Raw genomic sequence first — 19,412 nt, forward strand, 5'->3', positions numbered from 1 at the left:
CAATGGCAGAGAAAAAGAAAATGATGGAGTCCGCGGCCCCTGCCGCGGACAAGAAGAAGGCACTGGAAACCGCCATGGCGCAGATTGAGAAGACCTATGGCAAGGGGGCCATCATGCGCCTGGGCACCAACACCCGGGTGGTGGTGGAGAGCATTCCCACCGGCTCGGTGGCCCTGGACCTGGCGTTGGGCATCGGCGGGGTTCCCCGGGGGCGGATCATTGAGATCTATGGGCCGGAATCCTCCGGCAAAACCACCCTGGCCCTGCACATCGCGGCAGAGGCCCAGAAGCGGGGGGGCGAGGTGGCCTTCATCGACGCGGAGCACGCTCTGGACCCCACCTATGCCCGGGCCCTGGGGGTGGACATTGATAATATGCTGATCTCCCAGCCGGACACGGGAGAGCAGGGCCTGGAGATCTGTGAGGCCCTGGTGCGCTCTGGGGCCCTGGACGTGATTGTGGTGGACTCCGTGGCCGCCCTGGTTCCCCGGGCGGAAATTGAGGGGGACATGGGGGACGCCCACGTGGGCCTGCTGGCCCGGCTGATGAGCCAGGCCCTGCGGAAGCTGGCCGGTTCCATTTCCAAGACCAACTGTGTGGTCATCTTCATCAACCAGCTCCGGGAAAAGGTGGGGGTGATGTACGGCAACCCTGAGGTCACCACCGGCGGCCGGGCCTTGAAATTCTACTCCTCTGTGCGGATGGAGGTGCGCCGGGTGGAGCCCATTAAGGCGGGCAGTGAGATCATCGGCAACCGGACCCGGGCGAAGGTGGTAAAAAACAAGGTGGCTCCCCCCTTCCGGGAGGCGGAATTTGACATCATGTACGGGGAGGGAATCTCCAAGTATGGCGAGCTGGTGGACCTGGCGGTGAAGCTGGACATCATCCAGAAAAGCGGCTCCTGGTTCTCCATGGGAGAGGAGCGGATTGGTCAGGGCAAGGACGCTGCCAAGCAGTACCTGCGGGACAACCCGGAAATCTGCGAGCGGGTGGAGGCGGAAATCCGTCAGAACTCCTTTAAGCTCCTGTCCAACCAGGCCCAGGCGGCGGCCCGGGCGGCCGGACGGGCCCCCCAGGAGGCGGTGGTCCACAGCGCCCAGCCCGCCGCGGCGCCGGCAGCGCCCAAAGGGATCGACGTAAGCGCCGACGACTTTGACGACGATGAGGATTGAGCGCCTGCTCCCCCCGGCCCAGCCAGGCAGACCCTGGACTGTGGTACTGGAGGGGGGAGATGCCCTCCGGGTCCCAGAGGGGACGGTGGCGGCATTTTCCCTCTACGATGGTCTGACCCTGGAGGAGGAGCGGCTGGCGGAACTGAAGTCTGCGGCCTTCGTGGCCACCCTGCGGGAAAGAACGGTTGCCCTCCTCTCTGCCCGGATGCTTTCCGCCGGCCAGCTCCAGGAGAAGCTGATGGCCAAGGGCGCCACGGACCGCCAGGCGGCGGAGGTGGTGGCCTGGGCCCTGGAGATCGGCCTGCTCAATGAGGAAGAATATGCCAAGATCCTGGCCCGGCACTATCAGGCCAGGGGGTATGGCATATATAAAATCAAAGACGAACTGTACCGCCGCCAGGTTCCCCGCCGGTATTGGGAGCAGGCCCTGGCGGAACTGGAGGACCCGGAGGAATTCATTGACGCCTTTCTCGCCCGGAAAGTCCAGGACCCCGGGGACAGGAAACAGATCAAAAAAGCCTCAGACGCCTTGGTGCGCCGGGGCTTTTCCTGGCGTCAGGTGTCTGAGGGGGTTGCCCGCCTGCGCTGGGGGGATTGACGGTCCCTGGTCTGGAACGGGCCCAAACGCGACGGAGAGGAGAAGACCATGAAAGTAGGATTTATTTCCCTTGGCTGTGCCAAGAATCAGGTAAACTGTGAGCAGATGATTTGGCAGACCTACGAGGCCGGCTATGAGGTGGCCTTAGGCGCTGCGGGCTGTGATGTGGCGGTGGTCAACACCTGCGGCTTTCTCCAGGAGGCCCGGGAGGAGGCCCTGGCGGAGATTCAGAAGCTGGTGGAGCAAAAACAGGCCGGTCAGCTGCAAAAGATTCTGGTCACTGGCTGCATGGCCCAGTGGTGGCGGGACCAGCTGGCCCAGCGCTGTCCCCAGGCCGACGGCTTTGTGGGGGTGAGCGGCTATGAGAACCTGCCCCAGGTTATTGACCAGGCCCTCCGAGGGGAGCACCCGGCGCTGTTTGGGGACATTGACGCACCCATTCCCGAGACCGACCGGGTGGTCTGCACCTCGGACTACTGGGCCTGGCTGCGGATTGCGGAGGGCTGCGACAACCGCTGCGCCTACTGCATCATCCCCATGATCCGGGGAAGGTTCCGCAGCCGCCCGGAAGAGGCCATTCTGGCCGAGGCGGAAAACTTGGCCCAGGCGGGAATGAAGGAGCTCATTGTGGTGGCCCAGGACATCACCCGGTATGGCCTGGACCTCTATGGCCGGCGCACCCTGGCACAGCTGCTGCCCAAGCTCTGCGCCATTGAGGGCATCCAGTGGGTCCGGCTCCATTACCTCTATCCCGATGAGATCACCGACGAGCTCATAGATGTCATCGCCCGGGAACCGAAGATCGTGAAGTATTTGGATATTCCCATCCAGCATATCAGCGACCGGGTCCTCCGCGCCATGCATCGCCGGGGGACGGGGCAGGAGATTCGCACGCTCTTTCGAAAGCTGCGGGAGAGAATCCCCGGCCTGGTCCTGCGCACCAGTTTGATCGCAGGATTTCCGGGGGAGACAGAGGAGGAGTTCGAAGAACTTTGTGAATTCCTGCTGGCCTTCCGGGTGGAGCGGGCGGGGGTTTTCCCCTACTCCCCCGAGCCGGGCAGTGCGGCGGCGGCCTTCCCCGACCAGGTGGACGAGGATGTGAAGCGCCGCCGGGTGGAACTGCTCACCGATCTGCAAATGCGGATTGTGGACGACTACTGCGCCGCGATGGTGGGCAAAGTGCTCACGGTGTTGTGTGAGGGCTATGATGAGGAGACCGAGCTTTTCTTTGGCCGGGGAGAGGCGGACTCCCCGGGGATTGACGGACTGATCCACTTTGAAGGAGAGGAAGGGGGCGTCCGCCCGGGCGAATTCTATTCCGTGAAAATCACCAACACCTATGACGGGGAACTGGTGGGTGTGCTGTATGAGGAGGAAGAGGCATGAACACGGCGAATAAACTGACCCTTTGCCGGGTGGTGATGATCCCCATCTTCATCGTCCTGCTCTATCTGGAGTTTGCCGGCCATCTGTGGGTGGCTCTGGCAGTGTTTATCCTGGCCAGTGTCACCGACTTTGTGGACGGATATGTGGCCCGGCACTACGACCAGGTCACCGACTTTGGTAAATTTATGGACCCCCTGGCGGATAAGCTCTTGGTGATGTCCGCTATGGTCTGGTTTGTGGAAGTGGGTTGGATGCCTGCGTGGGCATTCTTTATCGTGATTGCCCGGGAACTGGCGGTTACCGGATTGCGCCTGGTGGCGGTGGAGCAGGGGCTGGTCATTGCCGCCGGCAAGTCTGGAAAGGTAAAAACTGCCTCCACCATGGTCTGTATCTGCTTGCTGCTGGCCATTCCCAACGAGACTCTCCGGCTGGTCTGTGTGGCGGTCATTCTGGTGACGACGGTCTACTCCGGGGTGGAGTATTTTGTGAAGAACCGGCAGGTTATTTTGAATGGGAATATGTGAAAGCCGTCCTGAGACGGGATGGAAGCGCAGCCGCCTCCCCCTTTCGTGCCCCGGCGCGGACACGAGAGGGAGAGGCGGCTGGCGGTTTGAGAGGGGGGCTGGGCGAGCCCTCTTTTTTTATGTTCTAATCTCAATTTCCTCTTGCAATTTATAAAATATAGAGTAAAAATAAGAATCAGGCCAAGAAGAATGCTTTTCTTAATAGTTACTTTTGCGCACCTGTAAGCGGCGAAAGCGGGGCGGAGAGAGGGAGAAGGTCCCCCGGCACAGGTGCGCCGGGGGATTGGAGAATGGAAACGGGTTAGACGGAGGATTTTTTCCGTTTCTCAGCCTCCCGTGCGATGATCTCAATAAACTCAGAGACCTTGGGGTAGGTAAAGAGCGTATAGCCTGCCATTTCCCGGAGCTTGGCAGGGTCCTTCCGCCAGGCCTGCTGGATGATGGTGCGGATGTTCCGTTCCACGTTGTCGGAGGTACAGCGGCAGCGTTTTGCCGCGGGTTTATAAATTTCGTCGATCACGGCGGAGAGTCGGTTGGGGTCTTCCAGGTAGAGCTCGACGGAAGCCACGAGCATGGGAAAGCCCGCGTAGCGAGGGGTTACGCCAAAGGGCCGCATGATGTCTTGGATGATCGCATTCATAACAGTGTCTCCTTTGTGAAATATAGATTTGGCATTTAGAAAGAAGAAAATAAACCGTTATGCACGATTTGGTGGGGGAAATACCCGGTTATATGCCATGGTGAAGGGCGGGGAAATGTAGTGGCTCACAACGAATCACCTCCTTTCCAAAGGGGGTCTCTGCCCAACCGGTTAGCCGGCGTTGGTACCTTGGATGGGGAGCATGGCTTTTTTCAGGTGGGAGACCATGATTTGCAGAAAGTCAGAGACAGAGGGCGGCGCGAGCAAAGGGTATTCTGACAAGGCCTGGAGCCCCGGCCGGTTGACTTTCCAGGCGTGGTGGATCACGGTACGGATGTTTCGCTCCACATCGGACCGGTTGCATCCGTGCAGCTCCGCGGTCTCCCAGTAGACCTCCTTGGTGACCGAGCGCAGGCGGCTGGGGCGCTCGAAGCAGAGGCTGATGGCTGTGACAGCGAGGGAAAACCCAGCATACTTCTCTGTGATCCCCAGACTTCTCAATGTACTTTGCAGAATGAGCTTCATTAACAAAACCTCCTTGTTAGTTGGTAATTAAATCATACGACAAATTCCAACAAAAATGTCAAAAACGACTATTTTGGACATAATTCGACACATAGAAAGCTTGCAAAACAGAAAATCCCCTGACGCAGCACGTCAGGGGAAGGGAAGAAAGGGGATCGGGGAAGGGAAAGGCCCCTCTTGACACCTTCGATGGGGCATGGTAATATACTACTACCATAGTAAGATGGAAAACTTTATCTCGTGTGGAACGGGAAGAGTACCCTGTCAGATCCGGACAGAGAGGGGCGGCCACCGACTGCAAGCCGCCCTGCGGGGAGGGAGGGGAACGTGCGCCCGGGAGCGAGAGGGATGCAGATGCCCTCCGGTTTGGCACCGTTACCGGCCCTTTGAGTGAGAAACAAGAGTGGAACCGCGGTAGACATCGCCTCTTGACCCTGGGGGTCGGGCGGTGTTTTTTCTATGCGGTTTTCCGTCCCCTTTGGGGCGGCGCGGGCATAGCATGCTATGGTATTTGCTGAAATTTTTTGTGAGGTGACCGGAAATGTCCCATCTGAGTGAAACCCTGGCGGCCTATCAGGCCCGAGACCCGGCGGCCCGGAGTAAATTGGAGATCTTCCTTCTTTACCCCGGGGTCCATGCCACCCTTTACCATCAGGCGGCCCATTTCTGTTACTGTCACAAGATGAAATTTTTGGCCCGGACCATCTCCCAATGGAGCCGGTTCTGGACGGGGATTGAGATCCACCCGGGGGCGAAGATCGGACGCCGGCTGGTCATCGACCACGGCATGGGCATCGTCATTGGCGAGACAGCTGAGGTGGGGGACGACTGCCTGATCTACCACGGGGTCACCCTGGGCGGCACCGGAAAGGACCAGGGAAAACGCCACCCCACCATTGGCAACAATGTGCTCTTGTCCACCGGGTCTAAGGTGCTGGGGCCCTTTAAGGTGGGGGATGGCGCCCGCATCGCGGCCAACGCGGTGGTGCTGAAGGAAATCCCGGAGAATGCCACCGCCGTGGGCGTTCCCGCCCGGGTGGTTCGCATCGCGGGGGAGAAGACCAACTTTGTGGGGGATGTGGACCAGGTCAGCGTGACCGATCCCGTCCAAAAGGAGCTGGAGGCCATCAACTCCCGCCTGACCTGGCTGGAGAACTATTTAGACCGCACCCATCAACCGGAAGAGAAGAAAGACAGGAAGGAGAACCAACATGAAGCTGTTTAACACCATGACCCGGCAGAAAGAGGAGTTTGTCCCCCTCACCCCCGGAGAGGTTAAGATGTATTGCTGCGGCCCCACGGTCTACAACTATATTCACGTGGGCAACGCCCGCCCCATGATCCTCTTTGACGTGCTGCGGCGCTACCTGGAGTACCGGGGCAACAAGGTGACCTTTGTGCAGAATTTCACCGATGTGGACGACAAGATCATCAAGCGGGCCAATGAGGAGGGGACCACCTCCCAGGCCATTTCGGAAAAGTACATCGACGAGTACTTCAAAGACGCCCATGGCCTGGGGGTGCGGGACGCCACCATTCACCCCAAGGCCACGGAGAACATCCAGCAGATCATTGACCTGGTGCAGACCCTGATTGACAAGGGGTATGCCTACGCGGTGAACGGAGATGTGTACTACCGCACCAAAAAGTTTGCCGATTACGGGAAACTCTCCCACCAGCCCATTGAGGAGCTCCAGGCGGGGGCCCGCATTGATGTGAACGATGTGAAGGAGGACCCGCTGGACTTCGCCCTCTGGAAGGCGGCGAAACCCGGGGAGCCCTATTGGGACTCTCCCTGGGGACAGGGCCGGCCTGGCTGGCATATCGAGTGTTCCGCCATGTCCAACCGCTACCTGGGCAAGACCATCGACATCCACTGCGGTGGGGAGGACTTGCAGTTTCCCCACCATGAAAACGAGATTGCCCAGTCGGAGGCCGCCAACGGCTGCAAATTTGTCAACTACTGGCTGCATAACGGCTTCCTGAACATTGACAATCAGAAGATGTCCAAGTCTCTGGGCAATTTCTTTACCGTGCGGGAGGCTGCGGAGGCCTACGGGTACGAGGCGGTCCGCTTCTTTATGCTCTCGGCCCAGTATCGGTCTCCTCTGAACTATTCCCGAGACTCCCTTATCATGGCCCAGAATTCCCTGGACCGGCTGTACACCGCAGAGAGCAACCTGGAATTTTTGGTCAAGAACGGCGCCGATGGGGAGATGACCCCCCAGGAGAGGGCCTTTACCGAGACCTTTGACAGCTACCGGCAAAAGTTTGACGACGCCATGGACGACGATCTGAACACCGCCGACGCGGTCAGCGTGATCTTTGAGCTGGTCCGGGCCATCAACATCGCGGTGGAAAAGACCCCCACCAAGGCGCTGGCCCAGGCCTGCCTGGAGATGCTCCACGAATTTACCCAGGTCCTGGGGCTGCTCTATCAGAAAAAAGAGGGGGAGGAGAACCTGGATGCAAAGGTGGAAGCCATGATCCAGGCCCGCCAGGCGGCCCGGAAAGAAAAAAACTTTGCCGAGGCGGACCGCATCCGGGATGAGCTCAAGGCCATGGGGATTACCTTGATGGACACCCCCCAGGGGGTGAAATGGTCCAAGGCATGAACTTTGCCAGGATAGAAAAAGCGCACCGGGAGCCAGGCGGTCAGCCTGGCTCCCGGTTGTTGTGCAGGGAAACTCATTTTGAGGAAACTGGAAAAGGAGAGGAGAAAACGATGCGTGTGAAAGGAACATGGCTTGCCCTTTTGCTGGTCCTATGGAGCCTGCTGCTGGCAGGCTGTACCGGGGGGACACAGCCTGCGGTGGACTTGGGGCAGGTGGAGATTGGACAGTTCCGGACGGAGCAGCCCTGGGTGGAGCTCAACGGCAACCAGCCGGACTTTGCCCAGGAGGAGTACACCACCGAAGCCTTTGAGACCTATGCTCCGTTGGATGCCCTGGGGCGCTGCGGGACGGCCTATGCCAACCTCTGCCCCGCGCTCATGCCCACCCAGCCCCGGGGAGAGATCGGCCAGGTGAAGCCCGCCGGCTGGCACACGGTGAAGTATGACTGGGTGGACGGGAAGTATCTCTACAACCGCTGCCACCTCATCGGCTACCAGTTGGCCGGGGAGAACGCCAACGAGCGCAACCTCATCACCGGCACCCGCTTTCTGAACACCCAGGGAATGCTCCCCTTTGAGAATCAGGTGGCTGACTATATAGAGGAAACCGGCAACCACGTCCTCTACCGGGTGACCCCTGTCTACGACGGGGCCGACCTGCTGGCCTGGGGGGTTCAAATGGAGGCGTACAGTGTGGAGGACCAGGGGGCGGGGGTGTGCTTCAATGTCCTGTGTTTTAATGCCGAGCCCGGCGTGGCCATAGATTACGCCACCGGAGCGTCCTGGGCGGACGAAGGTGTGGGGAAGGGGACTTCCCCGGCGGCGGAGGGAGAGGCGCCCGAGATGCCCTACGTTCTCAACACCAGCTCAATGAAGTTTCATCTGCCGGACTGCGCCGGCGCGGCGCGGATCGCGCCCCAGAACCGACGGGAGACCACGGCCTCCCGTCAGGCCCTTCTGGACCAGGGGTATACGCCGTGCGGCAGTTGCGGCCCGTAAAGGGCGGAAAGCACGTCCCACAGTCAGGGGAGAAAAGGCATTCTGGCGGCTCTGTCTGTTCCCACTGATCGCTTCACGCCCTCTGCCGGTGGATACCAGCAGAGGGCGCAAAAGGTTATCGGTGTTTTCGGCGCGGTCCCCTGCCCGGGCGGGTGGGGGATTTGCCCTTTTTATGGGCGGGAGCGGTGGATTGGCCGCGTTTGCCGGCGGCGGGTTTGGCCGGGGCGGCAGCTTTGCTGGGCCGGAGCAGGCACTGGGGACCATAGCCGATGAGGTCTTCCCGCCCCGCTTTGTGCAGGGCCTCCATCACCAACCGGCGTTTCTCCGGCCGCTTCCACTGGAGCAGGGCCCGCTGGAGCTCCTTCTCGTGGGGGGATTTGGGAATGTAAACCGGCTGCATGGTCCGGGGGTCCAGGCCGGTATAATACATGCAGGTGGACAGGGTGCCCGGCGTGGGGTAAAAATCCTGGACCTGCTCGGGCTGACGGCCGGTCTTGTTGATCCATTGGGCCATGGCGATGGCGTCGTCCAGGGTGCAGCCGGGGTGGGAGGACATCAGATAGGGCACCAGGTACTGGTTTTTCCCATATTTCTGGTTCAGCCGCTGGTATTTCTCCCGGAATTTTTCGTAGGTGCCGATGTGGGGTTTCCCCATGGCGTCCAGCACGTGGCCCACACAGTGCTCAGGGGCCACCTTCAGCTGACCGCTGATGTGGTGCTTGACCAGGTCGGCGAAGAATTCACCATTTTTGTCCTGGAGAAGATAGTCAAAGCGAATCCCCGAGCGAATGAAAATCTTTTTGATGCCAGGGATCTCCCGCAGTTTTCGCAGCAGGAGAAGATAATCGGTGTGATCCGCGTCCAGGTTGGGACATGGGGTGGGGGCCAGGCAGTCCCGGTGCTTGCACAGGCCGTGTTTGCGCTGCTTTTGACAGGAGGGCCGGCGGAAATTGGCGGTGGGGCCGCCCACGTCATGGATATAGCCTTTGAACCCCGGGTGTTGGGTGAGGGCGGTGACCTCCCGGAGAATGCTCTCGTGGCTGCGGGAGGTTACCATCCGCCCCTGGTGGAAGGCCAGGGAACAGAATTTGCAGGCCCCAAAGCACCCCCGGTTGTGGGTGACGGAAAAGCGTACCTCTTCAATGGCGGGCACGCCGCCCATGGTGTCATAGACGGGATGGGGCTCCCGAAGGTAGGGCAGCTCCGCCACTTCGTCCAGCTCCTGGGTGTCCAGGGGCATGGCGGGGGGATTGGCGATGAGGTATCGGTCCCCGTGGGGCTGGATCACCGCCCGGCCCCGGATGGGGTCGTGCTCGTCATACTCCACCAGGTTGGCCGCCGCATAGGCCCGCTTGTCCCGGGTGACCGTTTCGTAGGAGGCCACCGTCACAGCGGGAAAGGCGCAGACGCTGGGGTCTTTGGTGAGAAAGCAGGTCCCTTTCACCGCAGTGATCTCTGCTGCCGGTGTGCCGGCGGCCAGGAGAGCGGCCAGCTGCCGGGTGGCCCGCTCCCCCATGCCATAGGTGAGCAGGTCGGCCTGGGCGTCCAGGAGGATGGAGCGCCGGACCTTGTCCTCCCAGTAATCGTAGTGGGCGAACCGGCGCAAGGAGGCCTCCAGCCCTCCGATGACAATGGGGATGTCCCCAAAGGCCTCCCGGACCTTGTTGGCGTAGACAATGGTGGCCCGGTCCGGCCGCAGGCCCGCCCGGTTGCCAGGGGAGTAGGCATCGTCGTGGCGCCGCTTCCGGGCGGCGGTATAATGGGCCACCATGGAGTCGATGTTTCCCCCGTTGATGAAGACCCCGTACCGGGGGCGGCCCATATCGGTGAAGGAGGAGAGCTCCCGCCAGTTGGGCTGGGCCAGGATGGCCACCCGGTACCCCTCCGCCTCCAGCACCCGGCTGATGATGGCGGTGCCGAAGGAGGGGTGGTCCACATAGGCGTCCCCGGTGATCACCAGAAAATCATAGTAGTACCATCCCCGCTGCAGCATGTCCGCCCGGGAGATGGGCAAAAAATCACGATGCTTGTTCAATCCAACGCTCCTTGGTCGTCATAACCGATGTATTTTTCCATCTCATACAGCCTCCCGTAGGCCCCGGCGGTGGCGCCGGTGCGGCGGAAGCCATATTTTTCGTAGAAGGACAGGGCGGGCTGGTTGGCCTCTGAGCAAGACAGCTGGAGCCTCTCCCGGCCCAGAGGGCGGTAGAGGCTGACAGCTTTGCCGATGAGCTGAACACCCACCCCATTGTGCCGCTGTTCCGGGGTCAGATAGAGGAAGGAGACATACCCCTTTTTCTCCTGGGCGCCCCGGTTGGGGTCCAGCTGGAGCAGGCCCGCCCGGCGGTTGCCCGCCATGGCCATGGACAGGCTGCGGGGGTCTTCTTGCCAACTGGCATAGGCATCGTCCAGAAACCCGGTGCCGTTGTAGCGGTCCAAGCGGCCGTAGAGGTTCTGCCAGGCCTCCTCCCGGCAGGTTTGATAGAAGACTCGGTCTGCTTCCTGGGTCAGGTCGAAGGGGGCGAACCATAGGTTGACATCGGCCCGCTGATCCCCCTTTTTCCACCAGTGCTGCTGGGCCAGGGTGGAAATTTCCGGGGTCAGATGGGAGTTGTCGTCCATATAGACCACTTTGACTTTGCCGTCGGTGATCTCCAGCAGGGTGACTGCGGTATTGTCACTGTGTCCCATTTTCTTCATCCCCTCGGGACCGATGCCCAGGAACTCCGCCACAGTGTTGCGGATGAAAGTGCCGTGGGCGAAAACCGCCACCGATTGATTGGGGTGCTTGGAAGCTATGTCCAAAATGGCGGCCACGCCTCGCCGGCGGACTTCTGGGAAGCTCTCGCCGCCGGGGGCCCGGAAGTCGGGGGAGGCGGCGGAGAAGAGCCCCATCATGGTGTGGTCCGTCCGGTCAATTCCCGCCCAGGAACGGTCCTCCCATTCTCCCATGCCCAGCTCCCGCAGGTCGGCGCGGGTCTGGAGCGGCAGACCCTTGGGAACATAGATGGCCCGGGCGGTGGTCATGGTCCGGAACAGGTCGCTGGAATACACCGCGTCAATGGGGACATCGGCAAAGCGTTTTTGCAGGGCCTGGATCTGCCGGTAGCCGTTGTCGGTGATGAGACTGTTATATTGGCCGTGGATGCGGCGGTACAAGTTTCCCTCCGCCTCGGCGTGTCGAATGAGGTACAGTGTTGTCATGCCTTCTCCTCCGGTTCTGTAAAAAATTGCATTGTTGAAATGATAACACTTCATTATATAGTAACTCACATATTTTAGCAACAAGTTTTCCGGCAAAGAGGGACACACTAAATTTGTCTGCCTCAGACAAATTTATGGAAAGGAGGCGAGCCTATGTGCTGCAACAACTTCTGCACAGGGATGGTGGTGGGCATTGCCGCCGGCACCTGCCTGGGGATTCGCTTAAAAGCCAAGGAGAAGAAGATCCGCCGGGGCATTAACCGCGCCGCCCGCAACGTGGAACACGCCTTTGACAACATGACACGTTGAATATTTGGATTTTTCCAAAAAAATTTCCAAAACTCCCTTGACAAAAGCCCTCCCATCTGATAATATAACTCTTGCCTCAAGCGAGAGGCGAAACGAATCGGGGGTATAGCTCAGCTGGGAGAGCGCTTGAATGGCATTCAAGAGGTCAGCGGTTCGATCCCGCTTATCTCCACCAAAGGGTACGCAAAAAGGCTTGTTTTCGTAAGAAAGCAAGCCTTTTCCCTTTTCTGCGATGAAATCGGCATATCCGTGCCATCTCAGCCACTCCCTAAGGGGGCATTCCGTGTGGACGCACCCCTTTTTGTGTCCCAAGTTGGGACGGATTTTGCCGATCCCCTTTCTTAAGTCAATAAAAAATTATTTTATTTGAGATGTGCTTGAACTAAATCCAAAAATTCGCCAATATCGGCAAAGTAATTTGGATAAGCGGCCTTTAATTCACTAAACGACGCAGCGCGAACAAGAACAGCATCTATTTCATCTTCTGCATGATTGCTTTCAATCTGAGTATATAGAGTATTGGCTTCATCAATTTGGCTGGGAGAAAAATAACGAATACGGAGTTTTCGTGTGATATAGTTCAAAATCAGAACATAATACCCCTTTTTGTCTAATTTGACCCCATTTTCATGGTCAAGGGCGACTCTAATAGCGCTTAGAATTTCAAGCAAATGATACTGGTCGTTGATCTGTTCAATTTCTGAAACTAACTCATTTTCATCTTTAAAAGTACCGGGAATGATTGGACAATTTTCCCGCATCGCAAATAGTGAAGAAACTAATACAAAAAAGCGCTTTACATACCCTGCCCCTTGCCCTGCTTTCAATGCCTGCTTTGTAAACAATCCCATGGTTTCCAATGCAGTTGCCCAAACGTGCTGTAAGCGGCTGCGAAATTGGATTTCAACTAACATATTTTGGTTGTAAGCATCCTTTTTTTCGCTATGGTACTTGTATACAAGGTGAAGAGAGCGATAGCCTGATGGTTTTGGATTATGAATGTAATCATATGTACGTTTATATTCATGTCGAACACGGGATTTTTTGTATTCTTCTGCAAAGTGAAACACTTCATCAACAGAGGGAGTGATAAATCTGCATCCACCCAAGTCTTGCATTCGCCACAGATCCATTCTTGTTTCTCTTCTGAGTTTTCCAATGATTGAATCTAATCGCTTTAGACGCTCGACAACAAGGATATCGTTGCGAGGCGCAGCCATCCTCCGCAAGTGTATGTAGATAACGTGCATTGGATAGGCATGAGCTGCTCTCCAGTTATCAATCACTTGGGTTGCAAAAGCTAATTCTTCTGCTGTTGTGTTATCTTTGCGAATAATATTACCGGCATCATTGATTTGACGTTTTGAATATTCAACAATTTTCCATCGCTGCTGCTTTATTTCTGGCACTTTTATGTTTCTCCCTTACAGATGAAAATACTTTGTTTTTATTATATCAATCATCAATGGCAAAGACAACCTCCTACTAACATTCTTGGAAAACGTGACGCCGGAAGCACATAGGGGTGCTTCCGGCGTTTTGTGTCTGAAATTCGGGGCCAATTTAGGGCATGGGAAAAATTTTGCCCGGATTCAAAATCATTTTGGGGTCGAACACCGCCTTGATGCCCTGCATCAGGGCAATGTTGGTATCCCCTGCGGCCTGGGCCAGGTATTTGATTTTCCCCCGGCCGATGCCGTGTTCGCCGGAGATTTGACCGCCCAGCTCCATGGTCTTGGCGTAGAGCTTGGTCATAAAATCGTCCACTTGGCGCAGAAATTCTTCCCGCTCCATGTCGTTGGAGCAGGTGTAAATGTGCAGGTTGCCGTCCCCAGCGTGGCCAAAGGATTGCAGGCGGAAGTCATATTCCTTGGCCAGCTGATCCGCGAAAACCACATAGTCTGGAATCTTGGTCACGGGCACCACCACGTCGCACTCGTCCAGGAGCTTGGTCTGTTCCTCGATCCCCTCCAGGAAGGAGGAGCGGGCGGCCCAGGCCTCTTTTAACTTTTGGGGGGTGTCCGCCACCAGAACATCCAGGGCACTCTCTTCCAGCAGTAGGGTGGCCGCCCGTTCAATGGTGGGCTCCAGGGCCTCCATGGAATCTCCGTCAAAGGTGATGAGGAGGTAGGCGCCCACGTCGGTCCCCTCAATGACCCGGGGGAAGACTTGTTTTTCCAAATAGGTCTCGGAGGTAATTAGAATCTCCTTTTCAAAAAACTCAATGGCCTGGGGATTCAGATGGCTGTGGCGCAGTTTGGGCACGGTGGAAATGCAGGTGGGCAGGTCCGCGAAAGGCACCACCAAGCTGATGGTGGCCCCCGGCGCGGGGATCAGCTTTAAGGTCAGCTCGGTGATGATGCCCAGGGTGCCCTCCGAACCGATCATCAGGTGGAGCAGGTTGTAGCCCGAGCTGGTTTTGGAGACGGCGGAGCCAAACTGAGTGACCTCTCCGGTGGGCAGCACCACGGTCATGGCCTTGACGTAGTCCCGGGTGGCCCCGTACTTCACCCCTCGCATCCCGCTGGCATTGGTGGAGACATTGCCTCCCAGTGTGGCCAGCTTTTCTCCGGGATCGGGGGGATAAAGACATCCGTGGGACAGAGCGTCCTCCGCCAGTTGCTGGAGCAAAACCCCGGGCTGGACTGTGACCGTGAAATTTTCCAGGTCATATCCCAGAATCCGGTTCATGCGGGCGGTGCTGAGGACCACGCCTCCAAAAACAGGGACGCAGCCGCCCACCAGCCCTGTGCCAGCGCCCCGGGTGGTGACGGGGATGTTGTGTGCATAGCAGAGTTTCACCACCGCCGCAGCCTCTTCCGTGGAGAGAATTTCCACGGCAGCCTCGGGGGGATGGACCCCGTAGATGGGCATTTCATCCCGACCGTAGTCGGGATTGACCTCACTGCCGGCAGTGACCCGGCCGGGGACAATGGATTCCAGTTGTGCCAGGAACTCTTGGGTGACAGGTTGATAGGAAGCCATAACGGCCAACCTCCTTTTGCGTGTATGGGCGGACCGGTGCCCGACCCGATGAAAATCTAATGCCCACAGCCCGCCTGGAGGCTGTGGGGGGAAGAACTGTATTCTCCCGTTTGAACAGCATAGTATTTTGGCACAGAACGGGAATGATGTCAAGATAAGACGAAATGCCCTGCCGGACAAACTGTTCCATCGCCCGCCATGCAGTGGATGAAGATGGCGTCAATCAGGCGGCTGTGTCGGTTGAAATGGTTGGAGATCGCTTGATGTAGCTTATAAGGGGCCTTTTGTGCATTCCCTCCGCATCCCTTTCAAATCGGGGAAAAAGCCTCTGGCCAGTTCCCTTGACAAACCAGAGCGGGACTGCTATCATAAAAACAGAAAGGGCGCTGCAACAAGCGGTTTAGCCCTGTGAAGTGAATCTAATAAAAGCATTAGAAACCGTCACTTGGCCGAGTGGCGGTTTCTACCTTTGATGCGAATCGTTACGGTGTATCCGAAGATATGTAACGTAATCGTAATGGGCATGGGCCTCACCTCCTTTCGGAGGGTGTGGCTAAACCGCCTGCCGTTTTGTGCAGCGCCTCTTTCTGTCCCCTTTCGGGGCACGTTTATCATAGCATGCTGTGTTGAAGATTGTCAATGAGAGGGGATTGTTGCACATTTCCTCTGCATTCCTTTTGGATCGGATAAAAGGTCCCCGGTCTGTTCCCTTGACAAACCGGGGAAGGGTGATATAATAAAAACAGAAAGGGCGTTGCCACTGCGGTTAGCCCCACATATCTAACTTAGTTTCTAAGCTGACCGTTTGGGTGCCACCAAGCGGTCAGCACGCTTTTATGGAGAGTATGTAGGCCGCAAAGACCAAGCATACAAAAAACTTCCAGAGGAAGTTTCCCATCCAGCCTCACCTCCCTTCGCAGGGAAGTGGCTAACCGCCGTCTATGTAACAGCGCCTCTTTCTGGCCCCGCTTTGGGGCACATTCATCATAGCATGCTGTGTCGCAGATTGTCAATTTTTGCGGTCACTTTGACGGGGGCAGTTTTTTGTTTATAAGGGGATCAGAACAGTTCCGTTCAGGAGGTACTCCGTGTACCACTTTTTTGACCCTTACAGCAAATCTTTATAAAAATTTATAAAAAGACGCTGCTTAAAAGCAGCGTCTTAAAATTTGGTGTTATTTCTGTTGCAGCCGTTCAAACAGGCGCTGCATTAACTGCATATCGTGGGATTCCAGTGCTTCCGTAGAAGTCAACGCGTTGGAATGTCGCTGTGAATGGAGTGCCCCCTGGTCGAAAAACTGCATAGGGGTTATTCCGAAGTATTCGCATATATTAAGAAACTGCGCCATGGAGGGCAATGCCTTTCCTGATGTGATCCCCTGAATATAGTTTCGGTTTTGGCCCAGGTCTAAGCTCATGCGATATTCCGAAACGTCCTTTTGTATGCGGAGTTCCGTAATGCGGTTACGGATATAGCTTGCATAGTCCACCACGAGGCATCACCCTGTACAAGCATACAACTTTTTTCGACAGCAGTAGACAGAATGAATACCTTAAATTATGCGAAAATCGGCATTTCTGCAAGATTGAATCTGGAATCTGCTGGTGAGAGGTGGAATGCGGTTGTACTTTGCCGTATACTCCCGAAAGGAATAGAATCGCTTCGTGAAAAGGGTTGTCAAAAAGTGCTGCGCCTCTGTTTGATGTGTGGAAAGAATACCGAGGATGGTACCAGGGAAGGCTCTCAATCATGTGAGTGGCATCTTCTGTTGTGGAGGAAAGATTTCTCCGTGTGTTTAGGTTGGGGGCGGTTGTGGGGTGTTTCCATCGCCGTTGGAACGGCAGGGAACCTTGGCTTGCCCAGCCGGAGCCCCATTTCTTGGGAAGAAATGGGGGAAAGAACCCCCGGGGGAGGAGGTTCCTCCCCCGGGACCCCCTTCTCTGGTGGGTGCGTGGGGGAAAGGCTGTACTTCTTACAGGATACCTGGCCTGCGGCCCTCTCGTTGTCACGCTGGTAACGGCCCGCCCACCGGCTGGGCGGGCTGGGGATGTGAGTGGGTACCCTTTGGGAGAAGGCGGAGAGTAGCCTTTCGATTTTCCATGCTTTCCTACCGTCAACAAACCACTTCTCCCGCCCGCCCGAGCTGGTGGGCGGGCCATGAGGCGTTGGTCTTAGAGGCCGCAGGCCAGGTAGGCCAACAGAAAACCCACGCTGCTTCTACAACAGTCCAGAGAAAAAGGGTTCGGGGAAAAGAAACTCTTTTCCCCGGCGGGGTCTCGGGGCAGCGCCCCGAGTGTTCTTTCCCCTATTTCTTCCAAGAAATAGGGCCCCGCCCGGGAGGGCACCGTTCCCGTCCGTTCCAACGGCGAGGGAAGCCCCCCACTCCCCCCCTGCCGCCGCAAAACACAGCAACAAACCACCAGGATTGGAGAATAGGATGGACAGAGAAAATACCGCCGCAGAGTACCCCGAACTGCCCTTCCGCCTTGGCGACGAGCTGGACGGCCTGGGCCGGGTGATTAGAATTGAACAGGAGGGGCCGGGGGTATATTACGTGGCCGCCAAGGACCCGGCGGGGGCGTTCCGCCTGCCGGGGGAGTATTACGTGGTCCGGCGGGATTCTCCGGCCATCCCCCGGGAGGCAAAGACTTATGGGGTTCCCCTTCCCCAGTATCCCATGCTCCTGTCCTACGCCCTGGATGAGGCGGACAATGGACATAGAATCGTGCGCTATGAGCTGTATAAATACCGGCTTCAGCACGGCCTGCCCCTGCCGGAGCAGAGCGCCCTCCGTGACACCGCGGTATACGGGATGGAGCTTCACCCGGAGTATTTTGGACCCTACCCGGTGCCCCTCCACACGCCCCGGGGGAATACTGTGCGCCACAAGAGGCTGCTCAACGGGGTGTACTGGATCGAGACCGATCAGTGCCGGGAATTGCTGGCGGTCTGCTATCCCATCGGACAGGGGGACCTGCCGGTAATGGTGCAGGAGTGGGCCCTGCAAACCGACTATGACCGGACCCACGGCATCCATCATACCCTGGGCTATCTGTTTTTCGCGGGACGCCACCTCTGCGTGGCTCTGTTTGAGCTGATGCAGCTCCACCGGGAACTGGAGACCAACGGCATGGTGGACCCTGCGGCGCTGATGAACGCCATCTGGCGGGACAATCCCGCCTATGCCGTCGTCTATAACCTGGAGGAGGCGCTGGGGCTCCACGACACCTTTGGCCTTTTGATGCAGCAGGTGGGGGTGGAGCAGGAATTGGTGGGGAGCACAGAGCAGATGATCGTCTATTCTCCCGAGGCGGGGGTGACGTTCCTTCGCTTTCAGGGGTGAGAACAGAAAAAGGCGGGGGCTCTGGGTTTATCCCAGAGCCCCCGCCTTCTGAAACGGGGTCAGAGGCCAACCTGATACAGGGGAATCACGTTGATGACCGGCTCCTCGTAGGGGTGTACGGCCCGGATGGCGGCCACAGTGGCTTCCACCCGCTCTGTTTGACAGGTGACTTCCACCTTCAGTTCTTGCTCCCGGCTGAGAGCCCCTTGGGTTCCCAGATATGGGGTGGTTCCCGCCAGGGGGCGCCAACAGCTGGTGACCGGGGAATAGGACAGACAGCTGTCATAGGCCCCGATGTGTCCGGCGTCCACCTGCCGCAGAGCGGTTTCCAAGGGGGAGAGATGGGAGGCGGGGAGAAAGATCTCCAGCTTACAATAGGAAAACGGGCGCATGTGGGGTCTCCTTTCCCGGCGAGGGGGGTGAGACGCCCACGCCGTCTGGGTAATAGGTGTTGAGGGTTAGGATGCGGGAGTCGGGGTCCCAGTCCCCCTGCCAGGGATGCCAATGTCCCTTGCCCTTGGCGCGGAAATCATAGACCGGGACCATCAGCTCCCCAAACAGCAGCCGGGCCGGGGCCAACAGGGTGGAGGCATCAGGATGGGTTTCCAGGTCCCCGGGGCGGGTTCCCTGGAGACAGCGGTCCCATCCCGCCCGGTAGGCGTAGACCATGTTTTTCTCCAGGTCCACCTGCTGCCGGCGGGGAGACCAGCGGGCGGGATAGCCCACTGCAGGGGGCAGGGAACTCAGCCCCCGCTGAAAGCGCAGCTGGGCCTCTGCCTGAAACAGGTCCCGTACACAGGCGTAAACCCGTCCCTCCACCATCCGCAGGCGAAGGGCGGGGTCCAGCATCTGGACCATGGTGTCCTCGTCATAGTGGCGGAGGCGGCAGCGGAAGGTGGGGATGCCCTCTCCGGCCATGATCCTCTGGACCTGAAGGGCCATTGCCTCCGCCTCCGTCTGGGAGAGGGGGGCACGGGGATGGAAGCGGCCGCCGGTGTGGCCTGGGAGAATCCCCGTCTGAACAGCTGTCAGGGCGTACCCCGCCGTGCCGGCGGGAAACTGTGCCTGATCTGAAAAGCCCGGAGAACAGGTCGCCGCCTGGGCAGCGGGAA

General features: G+C 58.0%; 18 protein-coding genes and 1 tRNA gene. 10 read left to right on the top strand and 9 right to left on the bottom strand.

Annotated features, from left to right (window positions below):
* The first annotated feature begins 2 nt into the window (after positions 1–2).
* The 4 genes from recA to pgsA are packed head-to-tail and all read left to right on the top strand — an operon-like array spanning position 3 to position 3,680.
* A complete protein-coding gene (recA, locus tag DV520_RS05500) occupies positions 3–1,172 on the top strand; it encodes a recombinase RecA (protein WP_021919077.1) in 1,170 nt (389 codons plus the stop codon).
* Complete coding sequence (locus DV520_RS05505) at positions 1,162–1,770, top strand: regulatory protein RecX (RefSeq protein ID WP_117142053.1); 609 nt, start codon at positions 1,162–1,164, stop codon at positions 1,768–1,770. Before recA ends, DV520_RS05505 begins: the two co-directional genes overlap by 11 nt.
* 48 nt (positions 1,771–1,818) lie before the next feature.
* Complete coding sequence (gene rimO, locus DV520_RS05510) at positions 1,819–3,156, top strand: 30S ribosomal protein S12 methylthiotransferase RimO (protein WP_117142054.1); 1,338 nt, start codon at positions 1,819–1,821, stop codon at positions 3,154–3,156.
* Entirely contained in the window at positions 3,153–3,680 is a 528-nt protein-coding gene (pgsA, locus tag DV520_RS05515; protein WP_117142055.1) for a CDP-diacylglycerol--glycerol-3-phosphate 3-phosphatidyltransferase, read from the top strand. Before rimO ends, pgsA begins: the two co-directional genes overlap by 4 nt.
* Before the next feature lie 301 nt (positions 3,681–3,981).
* Here the strand turns inward: pgsA and DV520_RS05520 are convergent, their stop codons facing one another.
* Both DV520_RS05520 and DV520_RS05525 read right to left on the bottom strand, forming a co-directional pair.
* Positions 3,982–4,320 (bottom strand): sporulation initiation factor Spo0A C-terminal domain-containing protein, encoded by a 339-nt coding sequence (locus DV520_RS05520; RefSeq protein ID WP_117142056.1) that lies wholly within the window; start codon positions 4,318–4,320, stop codon positions 3,982–3,984.
* A gap of 171 nt (positions 4,321–4,491) precedes the next feature.
* Positions 4,492–4,845 (bottom strand): sporulation initiation factor Spo0A C-terminal domain-containing protein, encoded by a 354-nt coding sequence (locus DV520_RS05525; protein WP_117142057.1) that lies wholly within the window; start codon positions 4,843–4,845, stop codon positions 4,492–4,494.
* Positions 4,846–5,386: 541 nt separating this feature from the next.
* Here DV520_RS05525 and epsC point away from each other — a divergent pair.
* The 3 genes from epsC (at position 5,387) to DV520_RS05540 (ending at position 8,458) form a co-directional block, all read left to right on the top strand.
* Positions 5,387–6,070, top strand: a complete 684-nt coding sequence (epsC, locus tag DV520_RS05530; protein WP_117142058.1) for a serine O-acetyltransferase EpsC — start codon at positions 5,387–5,389, stop codon at positions 6,068–6,070.
* The gene (gene cysS, locus DV520_RS05535) at positions 6,057–7,460 is read left to right on the top strand and encodes a cysteine--tRNA ligase (RefSeq protein WP_021919084.1); all 1,404 of its coding nucleotides are present in this window, start codon (positions 6,057–6,059) and stop codon (positions 7,458–7,460) included. The genes epsC and cysS overlap by 14 nt, the downstream gene beginning before the upstream one ends.
* Positions 7,461–7,570: 110 nt before the next feature.
* Positions 7,571–8,458: a DNA/RNA non-specific endonuclease gene (locus tag DV520_RS05540; protein ID WP_117142059.1), complete on the top strand. Its 888-nt coding sequence runs from the start codon at positions 7,571–7,573 to the stop codon at positions 8,456–8,458.
* 115 nt (positions 8,459–8,573) lie between these two features.
* Here the strand turns inward: DV520_RS05540 and DV520_RS05545 are convergent, their stop codons facing one another.
* Both DV520_RS05545 and DV520_RS05550 read right to left on the bottom strand, forming a co-directional pair.
* The gene (locus DV520_RS05545; RefSeq protein WP_165850046.1) at positions 8,574–10,493 is read right to left on the bottom strand and encodes a YgiQ family radical SAM protein; all 1,920 of its coding nucleotides are present in this window, start codon (positions 10,491–10,493) and stop codon (positions 8,574–8,576) included.
* Entirely contained in the window at positions 10,490–11,662 is a 1,173-nt protein-coding gene (locus DV520_RS05550) for a bifunctional histidine phosphatase family protein/GNAT family N-acetyltransferase (RefSeq protein WP_117142060.1), read from the bottom strand. Before DV520_RS05550 ends, DV520_RS05545 begins: the two co-directional genes overlap by 4 nt.
* A gap of 153 nt (positions 11,663–11,815) precedes the next feature.
* On the opposite strand from DV520_RS05550, the gene DV520_RS12295 reads away from it, so the two are divergent.
* Both DV520_RS12295 and DV520_RS05555 read left to right on the top strand, forming a co-directional pair.
* Positions 11,816–11,971, top strand: coding sequence for a hypothetical protein (locus DV520_RS12295; RefSeq protein WP_021919088.1), 156 nt, complete (start codon positions 11,816–11,818; stop codon positions 11,969–11,971).
* A gap of 99 nt (positions 11,972–12,070) precedes the next feature.
* A tRNA-Ala gene (locus DV520_RS05555) sits at positions 12,071–12,146 on the top strand.
* A gap of 187 nt (positions 12,147–12,333) precedes the next feature.
* Here DV520_RS05555 and DV520_RS05560 read toward each other — a convergent pair.
* The 3 genes from DV520_RS05560 to DV520_RS12530 form a co-directional block, all read right to left on the bottom strand.
* Complete coding sequence (locus tag DV520_RS05560) at positions 12,334–13,380, bottom strand: RelA/SpoT domain-containing protein (protein WP_117142061.1); 1,047 nt, start codon at positions 13,378–13,380, stop codon at positions 12,334–12,336.
* 154 nt (positions 13,381–13,534) lie between these two features.
* A complete protein-coding gene (locus tag DV520_RS05565; RefSeq protein WP_117142062.1) occupies positions 13,535–14,956 on the bottom strand; it encodes an FAD-binding oxidoreductase in 1,422 nt (473 codons plus the stop codon).
* A 1,175-nt stretch (positions 14,957–16,131) separates the two neighbouring features.
* Complete coding sequence (locus DV520_RS12530) at positions 16,132–16,449, bottom strand: helix-turn-helix domain-containing protein (RefSeq protein WP_242984653.1); 318 nt, start codon at positions 16,447–16,449, stop codon at positions 16,132–16,134.
* Between the two features lie 945 nt (positions 16,450–17,394).
* On the opposite strand from DV520_RS12530, the gene DV520_RS05580 reads away from it, so the two are divergent.
* Positions 17,395–18,300: a hypothetical protein gene (locus DV520_RS05580; RefSeq protein WP_117142064.1), complete on the top strand. Its 906-nt coding sequence runs from the start codon at positions 17,395–17,397 to the stop codon at positions 18,298–18,300.
* 59 nt (positions 18,301–18,359) lie between these two features.
* Here the strand turns inward: DV520_RS05580 and cutA are convergent, their stop codons facing one another.
* Together cutA and DV520_RS12300 are read right to left on the bottom strand one after the other, a co-directional pair.
* A complete protein-coding gene (gene cutA, locus DV520_RS05585; RefSeq protein WP_021918860.1) occupies positions 18,360–18,692 on the bottom strand; it encodes a divalent cation tolerance protein CutA in 333 nt (110 codons plus the stop codon).
* Positions 18,670–19,412 (bottom strand): DUF1579 domain-containing protein (locus DV520_RS12300; protein WP_165850047.1); only part of this gene is annotated, 743 nt, incomplete at its 5' end. The genes cutA and DV520_RS12300, both read right to left, overlap by 23 nt.

This window comes from Evtepia gabavorous (assembly GCF_003425665.1).
Taxonomy (GTDB): domain Bacteria; phylum Bacillota; class Clostridia; order Oscillospirales; family Oscillospiraceae; genus Evtepia; species Evtepia gabavorous.